The following is a 13,887-nucleotide window of genomic DNA, read 5'->3' as shown; positions in this document are numbered from 1 at the left end:
CCGGCGTGCAGATGAACCTGATGACCGAGTACTGGGTCGGCTGGGCGCCCACCGAGTACGCGGGCACCCGCGGCTGGTCGGCCGAGGCGATGGCCGAGGCGGACGCCGACCTGGTGCGGCGCGGGCTGGTCGCCGACGGGGCGCTCACCGAGCAGACGACGAGCCCGCGGCCGCCGCGCTGGCCCGCGCCCGGGACACCGGCGCGACGCTGGTGCCCGCCGTCGACACCGTGGTCGGGTAGACGACCGTGGCACTGGAGCTCCTCGAGCAGCCAGCCGGACCAGCGGGGTCAGGCGGCCATCCGCGCCCCGCTCGGCCGGCGCGGCTCACCGTCGGCCCAGGCCACGGCGACGCCGGTGGTCGGAGTGGCGCCCGTCGAGCTCAGGCCGCCTGGAAGGAGCGCCGGGACAGCCCGAGGCCGTAGCCGTCGAGGGTGGTGAGCACCGGGGCGGTGGGGTCGGTGGCCGCACCCAGGGTGACGAACAGCGGGGTGAAGTGCTCGACCGTCGGGTGCGCGTAGGGCATCCCCGGGGCGGTGGTGCGGAACCGGGCGAGCTCGGCGACGTCGCCGCGGGCAAGGGCGTCGGCGGCCCAGGCGTCGAAGTCCGCCGACCAGCTGGGCACCTGGTTCTCCAGGAGCATCTCCCGGGTCAGGAAGGGCAGGCCGTGGGTCATGTGGCCCGACCCGACGACCAGCACGCCCTGCTCGCGCAGCGGCCGCAGCCGCTCGCCGAGGGCCAGCAGCTTCTCGGGGTCCTCGGTGGGCAGGCTCAGCTGCAGCACCGGGACGTCGGCGGCCGGGTACATGATCTTCAGCGGCACCCAGGCGCCGTGGTCCAGGCCGCGGCGGGCGTGCCGGTGCACCTGCTCGGTGTCCGGCACGAGCCCCACCACCTGCCGGGCCAGCTCGCCGGCGTCGGGGGTGTCGTAGCGGAACGTGTAGTAGAGCGGGTCGAAGCCGCCGAAGTCGTAGACCAGCTCGTCGGGCCGGGCGGCGCTGATCGACAGCGGCGCGGACTCCCAGTGCGCGGAGACGACCAGGATCGCCTTCGGCCTGGGCAGCGCGCGGGCCCAGTCGTGCAGTGGGTCCAGCCACTCGGAGCTGCCGAACGGCATCGGACCGCCGCCGTGGGAGAGGTAGAGGCTGGGCAGCGGCCCGTCCTCCGGCGTCCAGACGGGGTGCGGTTCGGCGGCCTCGAGGGCGGCGACCCGCCGCAGGTGCGCGGCGAACGGGTGCGCGGCCGGGATGCCGGCGTCCGCGACAGCGGTCGTGGTGGGGGCGGGCGTGGTCACGCGGACTCCTCGATGGGGGTGGGGTCGGGGGCGCCGCCGTCGCGGATCCACCGCACGCTGAGGGCCTCGCGCTGGGCGAAGCGCTCCAGGTGGCTGCCGAGCACGTGCTCGACCCGCGCGACGGACTCCTCGTCCTCGCCGGCGGCCCACAGGGTGAGCATGCCCTCGCCGACGACGATCCCGGCGGTGGCCCCACCGATCACCGCGGTCGCCGGCGCGGTGGTCGCGTCGCCGGTGAAGGGCACCTTGCGGCCCAGGTGCGAGATCAGTTGCTTGGCGTAGCGAGCAGGGGCGCCGGTGGCCACGTCTGCCCGGGAGCCGATCGTGGCGTCCCCTCGGGTGGTGCGGTCCACCACCGCATCGCCGGGCGTCACGGGAGATGGGGATGTGGTGCCGGACATCAGCCCTCCAGGCGCTTGAAGTTTGAAGCACTTCCACCATAGGGCATGTTTGCTTGACAGTTCAATGATTTTTCGAGCCGCCCTCCGCGCAGCACGATGGCGCCGGCCGACCGGATCGCGGCGAGCGCCGAGAGGTGCCACCGCCCCGTCGGGGCCACGGACTCCGCGCCCCTGCCGAGCCGGACGGTCTACCGGGCTCCCGGGGCGAGCTCGACCGCCCCGAGCCCGCGGATCTCCGCGCGGTGCACCGCGCCGGGCCGTACCGGGACGGCGTCGGTGAGGGCCCCGGCCAGCACGACCGCGCCGGCCGCCAGTCGCTCGCCGCGCCGCGCGAGGTGCTCCGACAGGTGCACCAGCGCACGGAGCGGGTGCCCGAGGACCGCCGCCCCGGTCGCCGTGTGCACCACCGCCCCGTCGACGGACAGGACGCAGCCGGCCGTGGCGAGGTCCCCTGCCTCTCGCGGACGGGTCCACCGGCCGACCTGGAAGCCGGCGGCACTGGTGTCGTCGGCGACGACGTCGGGCAGCCGGAACCCGAAGGCGGCGTACCGGGAGTCGATGACCTCGACGGCGACGGCGACCGCGTCGATCGCCTGCTCGGCCGTCCAGGGGGTGAGCGGGTGGTCGAGGTCCCGGGCGAGCCGGAAGGCGATCTCGGGCTCCACCCGGGGCTGCGCCGTCCGGGCGAGCACCTGTTCGTCGTCGCCGGTGCCGAGCTGCATCGCGTCGGTGAGGAACCCGACGATCGGCTGCACCACCCCCATCGTGCGCTGCTTGGCCCGGCTGGTGAGGCCGAGCTTGGCGCCGACCAGGTGCTCCCCCGTGGCCAGGCGCTCACTCCGGTCCAGGTCCTGGACCCGATAGCCCCAGTCCTCGTCGAGCGCGGGGTCGGTGTCGGTGAACGGCCGGCGCGGGACACGGGCCAGCCGTGCGTCCCGCAACGAACGCGCGGCCTCCGGTGCGGTGGTCATGCCGCCGCCATCCGGAGCGACACCGATCCGAGACCCGAGCCGGTCGCGGTGACCACGTCGCCTGCGGCGAGGGGCACGGCGGCGTGCACGGCGCCGGGAAGCACGACCTGGCCGGCCCGCATCTGCTCACCCTGCTCGGCGAGCCGCCCGGCCAGCCACGTGAGCGCGAGCACCGGGTCGCCGAGGACCGCCGCGCCCGCGCCGGTCGCGGCGACCTCTCCGTTGCACCGCAGCACCAGGCCGGCGGTCCGCAGGTCGCCGACGTCCTCGATCGGGACCGGCCGGCCGACGACGGCGCAGGCGGAGGAGGCGTTGTCGGCGACGGTGTCCTGGACGGCGATGCGCCAGTCGGCGATCCGGCTGTCGATGACCTCCACGGCGACCGCCACGGATGTGATTGCCGCGGCCACCTCGTCGCGGGTGGCCCCGGCGGGGACGTCGGCGCCGAGCACGAATGCGATCTCCGCCTCCACCCGCGGCGCGAGGAGCCGGCTTGCGTCGAGGACCGCCCCGTCGGTGTGCACCATGCGGTCCAGCAGGACCCCCGAGTCCGGCTGGTCGACGCCGGGCTGCTCCTGCATCGCCGCCGACGTGAGCCCCACCTTGTGCCCGACCACCCGGTCGCCGGCAGCGGTCCACCGCCGGACCAGCGCGCGCTGCACGGCGTAGGCGTCGGTGAGGTCGAGGTCCGGATAGCGGGCGGTGAGGGGCGACACCGGCCGGGCATGTTCGGCGGCGTCCGCGAGCTCGTCGGCGAGCTCGTGCACCAGGACGCTGTCGATCACGGGAGCTGCCCCGAGGCCCAGGCGTGGCTGGTGGCGACGACGCCGACGACGGTCTCGAGCTCGGCCGCGTCGCGGGGACCGAAGAGCATGACCATCCCCGGGGTGAGCCGGACACCGGCGAGCGGGTGCGCCACTCCCCAGCCCGTCGCCACCACGTCGGCCGCGAGGGCCGGCGGCAGGGCGATGTGCAGCGAGCCGTCGTGGCCGGGGTGGACGTGGGCGAACTCCCCGGCGGACGGGACGATGTACGCGTCCACCGGGCCGAGCCGCGGCGGGGCCAGCTGGAAGCCGCGTGCGCCGGGCACCGAGATCGCCGACTGGCGGGTGCGCACGCCGGGCAGCGCCGAGATCCGGGCGAACACCTGCGCCTGCAGGTCCACGGGGGCGGTGTCGCTGAGCTGCTCCTGCGGGATGCCGGCGCTGACCACCGGGCGCGGACCCGGCCGGGCCGGGAGGGTGCCGCCCGGCAGCGTCGGCCAGGTGGACGGACCCGGCTGCGGCCGGCCGCGGTGGGCGAGGAAGGCCAGGCGCTCCTGCAGCCAGCCGGCCAGCGTGGCCAGCGCCTCGGCGGAGATGCCGTGCCCGACCGGGTCGCGGCGGGCGACGGTCGGCGCGCCCGACTCGCCGAGCAGGTAGGCCCAGGTGCGGTCGAGCAGCTCCCGCGGGATGACGGTGTCGTGCTCGCCCTGCGCGACCACGACGGGCACGCCGGCGAGCCGGGCGGGGGTGGTCGGGACGCCGGCGTCGAAGGGCAGCGTGCCGTAGAGGACCGCGGCGCCGGCGTACCGGCCGGGGTCGTCGAGCAGCAGCCCGCCGGCGAACGCCGCTCCCCCGCTGAACCCGATCAGCACGACCGGGCGCCCGGGCGGGGCGACCTGGTCCAGCCACGGCCGGAACCAGTCCATGGTCGAGCGCAGCGACTCGGCCACCGGGCGCCCGATCCCCCGGTTGGCGAACCAGGCGTAGCCGCCGCCCTCGGCGATCGGCGCCCGCACGGCCGCGTACGCCGGGCCCACGGGCAGGTGCTCGGCGAGGGCGATGATCTCCCGCTCGTGGGACCCCCGGCCGTGCAGGAGGACGACGAGCGGCGCGGCCGGGTCGGCGCTGCCGGCCGTGGCCACCACCGGTGCGGCCTCCGTGGCGGTCACGCCCCGGCCTCCACCGATCCGGGCAGCACGCGGCCGGCCGTGCCGACGCCCGACCACCGCTGCACCTCGGCCGCCATGTCCAGCCGGTCCACCGGGGCGGCGTTCTCGTACTCGCCCCAGGCCTCGCGCGGCAGCATCCACATGACCTCGAACTCGTTGCCGTCGGGGTCGATGCCGTAGACGCTCTTGGTGGCGCCGTGGCTGGACTCGCCGGTGTGGGCGCCCAGCTGCACGAGGGTGTCGCGGGCCTCCGCGAGCTCGTCGATGGTGTCGACCTGCCAGGCCAGGTGGTACAGGCCCACCGTGCCGCGGGCGCGGGGCGGCGCGCCGGCACCGATGCCGAAGAGCCCGAGGTCGTGGTGGTTGCCGGAGCGGGGCAACCGGAGGAAGGCGGCGTTGGCCCGGAGTTCGCGGGCGGCGACCTCCATGCCGAAGGCGCCGATCCAGAACCGCAGCGAGCGCTCCAGGTCGCTGACGAACAGGACGGCGTGGTTGAGCCGGACGGCGGCGATGGTCATGGTGGGACTCCTGCTCGGATCGAGGGTTCAGGCGGTGGGGCCGACCAGCTGGAAGGCGCTCTGCCAGGCCCAGCCCTTGGTCGCGTTGAGGGTGATGTTGAGTAAGGCGATCTCCTCCAGCGAGCGGGCCAGCCGCAGGCCGCCGGCGTCGATCGGGGCGAAGCCCAGCGACGAGGCGAGCTCGGCCACGCGGGCCTTGGCGTCGGCGTCGTCGCCGGCGAGCAGCACCTGCAGGTAGGCCTCGTCCAGCGGGTTGGTGGCGTCCACGACGACGGCGCCGTCCAGCGCCGGGGCCAGCTCCGCCGCCACGGCGGGCGCGGCGACACCGGGGACGGCGGGGACGACGACCTGCGCACCGTCGACCGCGGCGACGTTGCTCTCGGCCGCGCGGGCGCCGGTCGCCTCTGCCGTGGCCCGCGCCCTGTCCGGGTTAGCCCCACTCAGCACGACGTCGTGGCCCGCCGCCACGGCCGCACGCGCAAGGCCGCCGCCGACGTTGCCCGCTCCGATGACCGCGATGGGCATGAGGGTCTCCTGGAAGTAGCTGACCGCTCAGATGTTGAGCCTGCAGGGGACCATAGAGGGTGATACTTGAGTCGTCAACTACTGACGCGGTAGATTTTCCTCGTGCCTCCGCTCTCCCGGCGCGACGACGCCCTCATCACGACCTTCGGCCGACTGCTGGAGGCCCAGAGCCGCCTCGAGCGACGGCTCGGTGCCGACCTGGAGGCGCGCTGCGACCTCCCCCATGCCTGGTTCGAGGTGCTCGTGCGGCTCGGGCGGTCGCACGACGGCCGGCTGACGATGGGCGGCCTCGCCGAGGAGGTCAGCCTCACGACCGGCGGCGTGACGCGATTGGTCGACCGCATGGCGGCGGCGGGGTACGTGGAACGCGTGCCGTGCCCCACCGACCGGCGGGTCTCCTACGCCGCCCTCACCGCCGCCGGCCGGGCCAAGCTGGACGAGGCGGCCCCGGTCCACGCGGCCAACCTGCGCTCGGTCTTCGCCGACTTCAGCGACGCCGACCGCAGCACGCTCGACGCCCTCCTCGACCGGCTGCGCGCGGCACCGGGAGCGGATCTCGCCGCCCGGAGCTGACGACTCGCAGCGCTGGGCTCGGGGAGGGAACGCGGCGGGCACAGACCACCCGATCGAAACGGAGCCGGCGACAGCCACCCGAGAGCGCGAGCCCCGAGCCGCGGCTCACCTACCGCAGGCCGGCGTGGCCCCGACCTCCGCTACCCCTTCGAGCTCGTGTCCCCGGCGGCGGCCCCCTCCGCGACGGCGTCGCGGAGGCTGCGTGGGGCGAGGGCGTCCCCGACGCGGCGGATGGGCGTGCGGGGCAGGGCCTCGACGAGCGTGCGGAAGAGGTCGTCGCGCGCGGTGCGGTGCCCGGCGAGGACGATCAGGTCCGGGGCGGCGACCGCTCGCCGGTCATCGGACTCCAGGTCCAGGAGCCCCCAGCCCTCACGGTCCCGGACGAGCTCGACCCGGCCCTGCAGGTCGACCCCCGCCTTCTTGAGCCGGCGACGGACGAACCACACCTGCGTCGGGTCCACCGTGGCGGCGACGTAGGCCAGGTCGGTGATGATCCGGACGGTCCACCCGGCCCCGACGAGGGCCTCGGCGGCGGTGGGTGCGGTGAAGCCGCCCTCGGCATCGACGATGGTCACGGCCCCGCTTCCCCGGGGCACCGGCGGAGCGACGATCACCTCGTCCGCGTCGGCGACCGCCACGCCGCTGTCGTGCCACGAGGTCCGGCGGGGCCGCGACCCGGTGGCGAGGACGACGGAGTCCGGCGCGAGCGCGGCGATGGTGTCCGCGGTCGCCGGAGCTCCCAGCCGGATGTCCACGCCGAGGTCACGGAGCTCGGCGTCCAGCCAGTCCAGGTAGAGGTCCCACCGCTGGCGTCCGCGCCGCAGGCCGGCGGTGCGGGCCCGCCCACCCAGCCGTGGCCGCTCCTCCAGGAGGGTCACCCGGTTGCCCCGGCGGGCGGCGCGGCGGGCGGCCTCGGCTCCGGCGACACCTCCCCCGACCACGACGACGTGCTCCCGCACCCCACGATCGGCTGTCGTGCCGACGTCGGCACCGTCGCCGAGCTCGGGGGCGCGGATCGCCGGGTTGATGGAGCACTCCATCGGCATCCCGGAGTAGAGCCGGCCGATGCACCCCTCGTTGATGCTGATGCACGGCCTCGGTCGGCCGCCGGTCAGGAGCTTCCGGGGCAGGTCGGGATCGGCGATCAGAGCCCGGGTCATCGCGACGAAGTCGACGCCCTGGTCGCGCAGTGCGTGCTCGGCGGTCTCCGCGTCCAGGATGCGCCCGGCGGCGATCACCGGGATCCCGGTGACGCCGCGCATCGCCGCGGCCAGCTCGCTGTTGGCGTTCTCGGGGACCTCGTCACCCGGGACGAAGAACGAGCTGCTGCGCTCGGTGGCCCCGGTGCCGGCGCTGACGCTGAGCAGGTCGACGACGCCGTCCGCGGTCAGGGCGGCCACCACGTCCCGGAGGTCCTGCCGGGTCATGCCCGCAGGGAGGTGCTGGTCGGCGGTCACCCGGAAGCCGATGATGAAGTCCTCGGAGGTCGCCGCGCGCACCGCGGCGAGGACCTCCCGGGCGAACCGGACCCGGTTCTCCAGCGAGCCGCCGTACTCGTCGTCGCGGGTGTTGACCGCCGGGTCGAAGAACTGCTCGACCAGGTGCCCGCCGAACGAGGTCACCTCCACGCCGTCCCACCCGAACCGGTGCAGCCGGCTCGCGGACTCGGCGAACCGCTCGACGAGCGTCGCGAGCTCCTCGGCCGCGAGCACGACCGGGACCTCCCGGTGCACGCCCTCGGGCAGGTCCGACACCCCGCGCAGCGGGACACCGGACAGCAGGGAGCTCCCGCGGCGCCCCATGTGGGTCATCTGCGACATGCACACCGCCCCGTGGGCGTGCACGCCGTCGGCCAGAGCACGCAGCGCGGCGTCGTTCTGCGGGTCCCACAACGACACCGACCCGTAGGAGGCGGCGCTCTCGGGGTCCACGGACGCCGACCCGAAGGTCATCACCAGCCCGACGCCACCGGCCGCCTTGCGCACGTGGTAGTCGACCTCGGCACGAGCGACGACACCACCTGCGCCCCAGCCGGTGGCGTGGGGGGTCGAGACGATCCGGTTCGGGATCCGCCGACCACGGACCTCGCCCGGCGAGAACAGCAGCGGCCAGCGGGACTGGTCGCCTGCGGCCTGTGCCGAAGGCCGGGACACGGTGTCCGACATGCAGATCTCCTCGCTCTCCTGGCGTGCGCTCCGGGTGCACCGCTCGCGGCGACGGGTTGCCGCCGATGGCGCACGGGCTCTCGGCAGGCTGCCACGGTGACGTGACCATCGTGCGGCGCCGCCCGGACGGCGCGGCCCGTCCCACTCGATCAGGACCGGTGGATCGTGGTGGCCGCCGACCGGGTCCGGTCGGCGGCATCGGCGGCCTTCCGTGCGTCGAGCACCACGCTCAGGGCAGACTGGTCCGGGGTCATCGTGCGCTGCGTCCTTCCGCGTGGACCATGACCGTGGTCTCGCCGACCACCACACGATGGCCCCTCACGCGATCGCCCACGCAGCGGTGACCTGGTCTCACCCGACCAGCGGGGACGTCACCGGCCACCTGGCCGACACCACGTACGAGGTGCGGCTGCCGCCGGGCGAGCTCGCGGGCCGCGGCGGGCCGCTGACCGATCTCGTCGGGCGAGACGTCGCCGCCGCTCACCGGGTGCCGACGGCGACCCTGCTCGCGCTCAGGTACGGCTCGCCCTCCCACTCCTCGTAGGGCTCCTCGGGCACGTGGGCACCCAGGCGGTCCTCCACGGCCGACACCGCGAAGTCGTCCTGCGGAGTCGCCGCCACGACGACGTCCTGGCCGGCCTGGAGGTCGGGCAGCGGGTCGTCGACCACGACCAGCAGGGGCGCGACGTCCTCACCATCGGGTCCGGTGATGGTGAAGGCGATGGGTGAGACGACACGATCCACCGACGCCTCGAGGGTCACCTCCTGGTCGACGTAGGCCTCGACGTCGGTGTGGAAGTCGGCCGTGTAAGGGCCGTCGTAGGGGTCCTCCAGGTCCTCGGGCCCGCGGATGTCCGAGGCGTCGCTCCCCGTCGCCGGCTGCTGGGGGTTCTCCGTGCAGGCCGACAACGCGGCCGTCCCGGCCAGCAGGAGCGCCGTCACGGCTCCCAGGCGGGCCCGGCGGCGCGAACGCGAAGCAGACATGCTGTTCTCCTCAGTGGGTCCCGGACCCCTTCACCAGTGGCCAGGCCGGGGTCGTCCTCCGGCGAGAGACGGCAGCCCGTCCTGATCGGCGACCACGTGGTCGCCGGACGTCGACAGGGTCAGGTCCTCGACGCGGTAGTGGACGGTCTGAGCGGTGATCCAGCCGTCCTCGATCAGATAGGAGTCGACACCGCACCGGACGCGGAAGCGGTCGTCGCCACCCCGCCACTCGAGCAGGCACACCCGGTCATCGGCGAGCACCTGGCTGTAGGTGTACCCGCCCTGGCCGCCGATCGCGGCCCAGAGCCGGTGCGCCGACCTCCTGACGCCGTCGTGACCCCGGAAGACCGCTCGAGCGGTGAGGACGACGACGTGCGGGGAGTAGTTCTCCCGCAGGTCCTGCTCGAGCTCTCCCGCCCTGCGCAGCCGTAGGTGGGCGGCGAGGACGTCCCGGCTGCTCCGGTGCCGCAGCGCCGGCTCTCGGATCGTCTCGTCCACGTGGTCCTCCGTCGTCTCCGGTGTGACGGTGCCCGGCCGCCCTACGGGGCCGCCGGGCCGGGGTCGGCCCGATCCCGCTCCCCTCGTCAGGCGACCTGTCACCCGGCTGCCCGGGGCGTCGGGCCGGAAACGGCGGTCGGCGGCTTCGTCACGGGAGTGACACAACCGGGTCCGATCGCCGACATCCGGCGGCATCAGGACGGTGGCCAGGACCACCCGGCTTCGTGGACGAGCTGCTGCAGCCTGCGCCGGCGGCCGACCTCGGCGTCGAGCCACGTGGCGGAGAGGGCGTCCGGACGCAGGGGCACCCCGGAGCGGCGCAGCGGCTCCACGGAGGGTGCAGGCGGCGGGGCGTGGTCGGACGGTGGGCCCGACGTCCCACCCGCCGTCCGGATGTACCGGGCGATGGCGCGACGAGCGGGTTCGACGGCAGCCCGCTCCGGTGCCGCGGCGGGATCGACCGCGGCCGTCAGCAGGGACAGGGCGTCGTCGAGCACGGCGATCGCCACCGGCGCCGACTCGTCCGGGGAACTGCTCCTGAAGTAGTGCAGCACGGGATAGGCGAAGTGCTGCTGCGCGACCGTCGCGAGCGGACCGGCCAGGCCGACCAGGTGCTGGGTGAAAGCCGGGGCGAAGGAGGCACCCGTCCACCCCCGGACCACCATCTCACCCGCGGTCGCGCCCAACGCGGTGATCTGCGTGGCGAGCGCCCGGCGCGTGACCACGGCGGAGACCACCGACAGCAGGTAGGTGATCGCCAGGGTGACGAGCGCCAGCCCGCCGAAGCTCGCGACGGACGTCATGACCCGCCAGACCGGGGAGTCGGCGACGAAGTCACCCACGCCGAGGGTGGAGACGGCGTACCCGGCGTAGTAGGCGACGTCCGCGGCGGAGGCGGGAGCGCCGGTCTCGGCGGACTCGACCGACCCGCTGCCGAGGAAGACGAGCCACCACCCGGCCCAGGTGGCCATGACCCAGATCAGCACGGTGAGCACGAGGAGCGCCGGCCCCGCGTCGGAGAGCAGTCTCGACCGGCTCCCCCGCGGCCGGAGCCGCAGGATCCCGCTCCAGAGCCACGCCAGGAGGCGACGGGTCAGCCAGCCGGCTCCCTCGCCGAGGGTGAGCGTGGTGGCCAGGACGTCCAGGAGGACACCGAGGACGAGCGCCGCGCCGACGGCGACGGCCGCCGCACCGAGCACCTCACTCCCCCACCGCGGTCACCAGGGCCAGCAGCGCGGCGTAGAGCACCAGTCCGGTGAGGAACCAGCGGTAGCTCGACCGCCCGGTGGAGGGCAGCTCCTCCTTGAAGACGTTGAGCAGGATCGATCCCCCGAGGAGGGCCGTCAGCAGCGCCACGACGACCGTGCTCGTCGGGGCGAACAGCGCGCTGAGGACCCACCCGGCCAGGAGCGCGAGGGCCAGCGCGGCCCGTCCACTACGAGGGAATCGTCGCGGGTAGTGCTCCTCGAGGGACCGGTCGGTGAGCACGAAGTGCAGGGCCATCGCGACGGCGAAGAGGACGGCGAAGGCGAGGCCGGTCCGCAGGCGCAGGGCCATCGTGTAGGTGATCAGGCCGTTGTAGACCATGAACGAACCGAGGTGGAGCCAGTAGACCCCGGCCGGCTCCCGTCCACGCGCACCGGTGGCCGCGCGCAACCGGGCCAGACGTTCCAACCCGTAGAAGGCGGCGAACCCGGCGAGGGCGACGAGGAAGATGCCGAGATCGAGCAGTGGCGTCGGCTCGACGACGTCCTCGAGCACCTCCCCGATCGCCTCGTTCCCCTCCGCCAGCTCCGGTAGGAGGTGCAGGAAGACGTAGGCGACCGCCAGCCCCCCGGCGAAGGAGCCGGTCACGTCCTCGGGGACGAACGGCAGCCGGCGCATCCGGGGAGCCGCCACGTGCAGGGCGGCCAGCAGCAAGCTGATGACCAGAGCCCCCACGAGGGCCTGCGTCGTCGTGAGTCCTGGGTCCACCTGGAGCCTCCTGTCGCCGCCTGCACCGGCGACCTGCCCTTCCCCGGGTACCGGTGGGCATTCGGGTTCCAGGTGACGACCTCATGACATTCCGCGTGGTGCCGTGGCCGGGGAGTCCGTCGAGGTACGGAGAGACCGTGCGACGAGCCTCCGGCCGAGGACCCCTCCGGCGCGCCTGGACGGCGGTGTGGGCACGCCTGCACAGCTCGCTGTGGCCGCTCCCGGTGCTGGCGATCGTCGTCGCGATCGGCCTGGCCGTCGGGCTGCCGGCACTGGACCAGGTCCTCCAGCAACCCGGTGGCCGGCATCCGCTGACGCTCGTCTTCGGCGGTGGCCCCTCGGCGGCCCGGGACGTGCTCGCGGCGATCGCCGGGTCACTCATCTCCGTGACCGGGCTGACGTTCTCGTTCACCGTGGTGGCCCTGCAACTGGCGAGCAGCCAGCACTCACCCAGGTTCCTCCAGACCTTCGTCACCGACCGGGTGGTCCAGGCCACCCTGGCGCTGCTCGTGGGCACCTTCGTCTACGCCCTCACGGTGCTGCGCACGGTGCGGACGGAGGAGTCGACCGGGCCGGCCTTCGTCCCGCGGCTCTCGGTCACCGTCGGCTTCGTCCTCGCCCTGGCCAGCGTCGTCGGCCTGGTGCTGTTCCTCGGGCACCTCGCCCGGTCCCTGCGGGTGGAGACGATGCTGCGGGACGTCTCCGAGGAGGCGCGGGACACCTACGCCCGGGAGCTGCCGGGCCGTGAGGACGACGCCGCAGCAGGGGGCGGTCCGCCCTCCGGCCCGGCGACACCGGTCCCCGCCACGGAGAGCGGCTTCGTCACCGACGTGAACGGGCACCGGATCGCCGCCGCGGCGGCCGCAGCCGACGTGGTGGTGCTCCTCGAGGCGCGCATCGGCGACTCCGTCGTCGCCGGGACACCGCTGGCCCACGTCTGGCCGTGCGGCTCGGGCGCGGCACCGGACCTGGCCGAGGTCGAGCGGGCGGTGCAGGACCACGTGCACCTGGGGTTCGAGCCGACCCCCGACCACGACATCGCCTACAGCCTCCGCAAGGTGGTCGACATCGCCGTCCGCGCCCTCTCGCCGGGGACGAACGACCCGACGACGGCCGTCCACGCCCTCTCCCACGTCTCCGCGCTGCTCGGTGAGCTCGTGACGCGCCCGCTGGAGCCGACCCCGTGCCGGGACGGGGACGGCGTCCTGCGGTTCGTGCTGCCCCAGTGGGATGCCCGGTCCCTGCTCCGGCTGGGCCTCGAGGAGCCGATCACGTTCGCCGAGGGGCAGCCCGCCGTGCTGCGCCGCCTCGCCCGGCTGCTCCGGGAGCTCGCCTGGCGGGCAGCGGGGGGCGGGCTCGACCAGGAGCTGCGGGGGGAACTGGAGCGGGTGGTCCGGCGAGCGGAGGACTCCACCGACATCGCTCCGGAGGAGATCGCCTCGTGGCGTTCCCAGCTGGCCGACGCGTTCGCCGGCCGCTGGTTCCCGACTCCGTCACCGGCGGCCCACACGTGCGCTCCGCGGCGGGTCACGCATCGAACCCCCTGACCCCGCGCAGGCTGGAGGCGTCCCCCGCCTCCGAGGTCGGGATGACGCTGAGGGATCCGTCGCTCTCCAGCACCACCGCGGCGATCGAGGACAGGTCCCCGGAGCCGGATGCCCGCACCGCCTGCCGGATCTCGCCCATCGTCACCCGCTGCGCGCGCAGGGCGTCCTCAAGCGGCTCCCCGTCGCGGAGGAGGAGAGTGGGCCGCGCGGTGACCACCGACCGCGCGTCCGGCCGGTGGGCGGTGACCCAGGCGACGGTGAACTGCGCGGCGGCCAGCAGGGCCAGGGCGACCGCGCCCTCCGCCCAGGACACGTCGCTGCTGAGCAGGATCGTCGCCAGCGTCGAGCCGAGGGCCACGGTGACCACGAGGTCGAAGGCGTTGAGCTTGGCCAGCGTGCGCTTGCCCGAGATCCGGAGCACCACGACCACCGTCGCATAAGCGCTCGCGCCCACGGCGAGGATCCGGGTCAGGTCGGACCACGAGTCGAACCACATCCGCGCAGG

General features: G+C 74.6%; 16 protein-coding genes. 3 read left to right on the top strand and 13 right to left on the bottom strand.

Annotation, left to right across the window (positions count from 1 at the left end):
* The first annotated feature begins 11 nt into the window (after window positions 1-11).
* Window positions 12-440 (top strand): helix-turn-helix domain-containing protein, encoded by a 429-nt coding sequence (locus tag ACI78Z_RS21365; RefSeq protein ID WP_457038541.1) that lies wholly within the window; start codon window positions 12-14, stop codon window positions 438-440.
* Here ACI78Z_RS21365 and ACI78Z_RS21360 read toward each other — a convergent pair.
* The 7 genes from ACI78Z_RS21360 to ACI78Z_RS21330 all read right to left on the bottom strand — a co-directional run bounded on the left by ACI78Z_RS21360 (window position 382) and on the right by ACI78Z_RS21330 (window position 5,641).
* On the bottom strand, window positions 382-1,293 hold the full coding sequence (locus ACI78Z_RS21360) for a dioxygenase family protein (protein WP_457038538.1): 912 nt from the start codon (window positions 1,291-1,293) through the stop codon (window positions 382-384). The genes ACI78Z_RS21365 and ACI78Z_RS21360 overlap by 59 nt on opposite strands.
* The gene (locus tag ACI78Z_RS21355) at window positions 1,290-1,667 is read right to left on the bottom strand and encodes a DUF2218 domain-containing protein (RefSeq protein ID WP_457038537.1); all 378 of its coding nucleotides are present in this window, start codon (window positions 1,665-1,667) and stop codon (window positions 1,290-1,292) included. Before ACI78Z_RS21355 ends, ACI78Z_RS21360 begins: the two co-directional genes overlap by 4 nt.
* A 215-nt stretch (window positions 1,668-1,882) precedes the next feature.
* On the bottom strand, window positions 1,883-2,665 hold the full coding sequence (locus tag ACI78Z_RS21350) for a 2-keto-4-pentenoate hydratase (protein WP_457038536.1): 783 nt from the start codon (window positions 2,663-2,665) through the stop codon (window positions 1,883-1,885).
* Window positions 2,662-3,450, bottom strand: a complete 789-nt coding sequence (locus ACI78Z_RS21345; protein WP_457038535.1) for a 2-keto-4-pentenoate hydratase — start codon at window positions 3,448-3,450, stop codon at window positions 2,662-2,664. Before ACI78Z_RS21345 ends, ACI78Z_RS21350 begins: the two co-directional genes overlap by 4 nt.
* Window positions 3,447-4,598, bottom strand: coding sequence for a luciferase domain-containing protein (locus tag ACI78Z_RS21340; protein ID WP_457038534.1), 1,152 nt, complete (start codon window positions 4,596-4,598; stop codon window positions 3,447-3,449). The genes ACI78Z_RS21345 and ACI78Z_RS21340 overlap by 4 nt, the downstream gene beginning before the upstream one ends.
* Window positions 4,595-5,116: a VOC family protein gene (locus ACI78Z_RS21335; RefSeq protein ID WP_457038533.1), complete on the bottom strand. Its 522-nt coding sequence runs from the start codon at window positions 5,114-5,116 to the stop codon at window positions 4,595-4,597. Before ACI78Z_RS21335 ends, ACI78Z_RS21340 begins: the two co-directional genes overlap by 4 nt.
* Before the next feature lie 27 nt (window positions 5,117-5,143).
* Window positions 5,144-5,641 (bottom strand): NADPH-dependent F420 reductase, encoded by a 498-nt coding sequence (locus ACI78Z_RS21330; RefSeq protein ID WP_457038532.1) that lies wholly within the window; start codon window positions 5,639-5,641, stop codon window positions 5,144-5,146.
* A gap of 102 nt (window positions 5,642-5,743) precedes the next feature.
* Here ACI78Z_RS21330 and ACI78Z_RS21325 point away from each other — a divergent pair, with 102 nt between their 5' ends.
* Entirely contained in the window at window positions 5,744-6,214 is a 471-nt protein-coding gene (locus tag ACI78Z_RS21325; protein WP_457038531.1) for a MarR family winged helix-turn-helix transcriptional regulator, read from the top strand.
* A gap of 140 nt (window positions 6,215-6,354) precedes the next feature.
* Here ACI78Z_RS21325 and ACI78Z_RS21320 read toward each other — a convergent pair whose 3' ends face one another.
* From ACI78Z_RS21320 to ACI78Z_RS21300, 5 genes are all read right to left on the bottom strand, one after another.
* Window positions 6,355-8,379 carry an FAD-dependent oxidoreductase gene (locus tag ACI78Z_RS21320; protein WP_457038530.1) on the bottom strand — a complete coding sequence of 675 codons (2,025 nt, stop codon included), beginning with the start codon at window positions 8,377-8,379 and terminating at the stop codon, window positions 6,355-6,357.
* Between the two features lie 480 nt (window positions 8,380-8,859).
* Complete coding sequence (locus ACI78Z_RS21315) at window positions 8,860-9,363, bottom strand: hypothetical protein (protein ID WP_457038529.1); 504 nt, start codon at window positions 9,361-9,363, stop codon at window positions 8,860-8,862.
* Between the two features lie 30 nt (window positions 9,364-9,393).
* Entirely contained in the window at window positions 9,394-9,861 is a 468-nt protein-coding gene (locus ACI78Z_RS21310) for a nuclear transport factor 2 family protein (protein WP_457038528.1), read from the bottom strand.
* A gap of 194 nt (window positions 9,862-10,055) precedes the next feature.
* Complete coding sequence (locus ACI78Z_RS21305) at window positions 10,056-11,060, bottom strand: ion channel (RefSeq protein WP_457038527.1); 1,005 nt, start codon at window positions 11,058-11,060, stop codon at window positions 10,056-10,058.
* 1 nt (window position 11,061) lies between these two features.
* Window positions 11,062-11,835, bottom strand: coding sequence for a hypothetical protein (locus ACI78Z_RS21300; protein ID WP_457038526.1), 774 nt, complete (start codon window positions 11,833-11,835; stop codon window positions 11,062-11,064).
* 185 nt (window positions 11,836-12,020) lie between these two features.
* Here ACI78Z_RS21300 and ACI78Z_RS21295 point away from each other — a divergent pair, with 185 nt between their 5' ends.
* Window positions 12,021-13,382: a DUF2254 domain-containing protein gene (locus tag ACI78Z_RS21295; RefSeq protein WP_457038525.1), complete on the top strand. Its 1,362-nt coding sequence runs from the start codon at window positions 12,021-12,023 to the stop codon at window positions 13,380-13,382.
* On the opposite strand, the gene ACI78Z_RS21290 is transcribed toward ACI78Z_RS21295, so the two are convergent.
* Window positions 13,363-13,878, bottom strand: coding sequence for a DUF421 domain-containing protein (locus ACI78Z_RS21290; RefSeq protein ID WP_457038524.1), 516 nt, complete (start codon window positions 13,876-13,878; stop codon window positions 13,363-13,365). The genes ACI78Z_RS21295 and ACI78Z_RS21290 overlap by 20 nt on opposite strands.
* Window positions 13,879-13,887 lie beyond the last annotated feature (9 nt).

This window comes from Geodermatophilus sp. SYSU D01176 (assembly GCF_054050015.1).
Note: the sequence above shows the minus strand (reverse complement) of the source record. Positions and strands in the feature narration are given on the sequence as shown.

What these genes read in the sequence shown, in the direction of transcription:
- ACI78Z_RS21290 (WP_457038524.1), bottom strand. Translation starts at nt 13,878, where the DNA reads ATGTGGTTCGACTCGTGGTCCGACCTGACCCGGATCCTCGCCGTGGGC.
- ACI78Z_RS21315 (WP_457038529.1), bottom strand. Translation starts at nt 9,363, where the DNA reads ATGTCTGCTTCGCGTTCGCGCCGCCGGGCCCGCCTGGGAGCCGTGACG.
- ACI78Z_RS21335 (WP_457038533.1), bottom strand. Translation starts at nt 5,116, where the DNA reads ATGACCATCGCCGCCGTCCGGCTCAACCACGCCGTCCTGTTCGTCAGC.
- ACI78Z_RS21320 (WP_457038530.1), bottom strand. Translation starts at nt 8,379, where the DNA reads ATGTCGGACACCGTGTCCCGGCCTTCGGCACAGGCCGCAGGCGACCAG.
- ACI78Z_RS21350 (WP_457038536.1), bottom strand. Translation starts at nt 2,665, where the DNA reads ATGACCACCGCACCGGAGGCCGCGCGTTCGTTGCGGGACGCACGGCTG.
- ACI78Z_RS21365 (WP_457038541.1), top strand. Translation starts at nt 12, where the DNA reads ATGAACCTGATGACCGAGTACTGGGTCGGCTGGGCGCCCACCGAGTAC.
- ACI78Z_RS21330 (WP_457038532.1), bottom strand. Translation starts at nt 5,641, where the DNA reads ATGCCCATCGCGGTCATCGGAGCGGGCAACGTCGGCGGCGGCCTTGCG.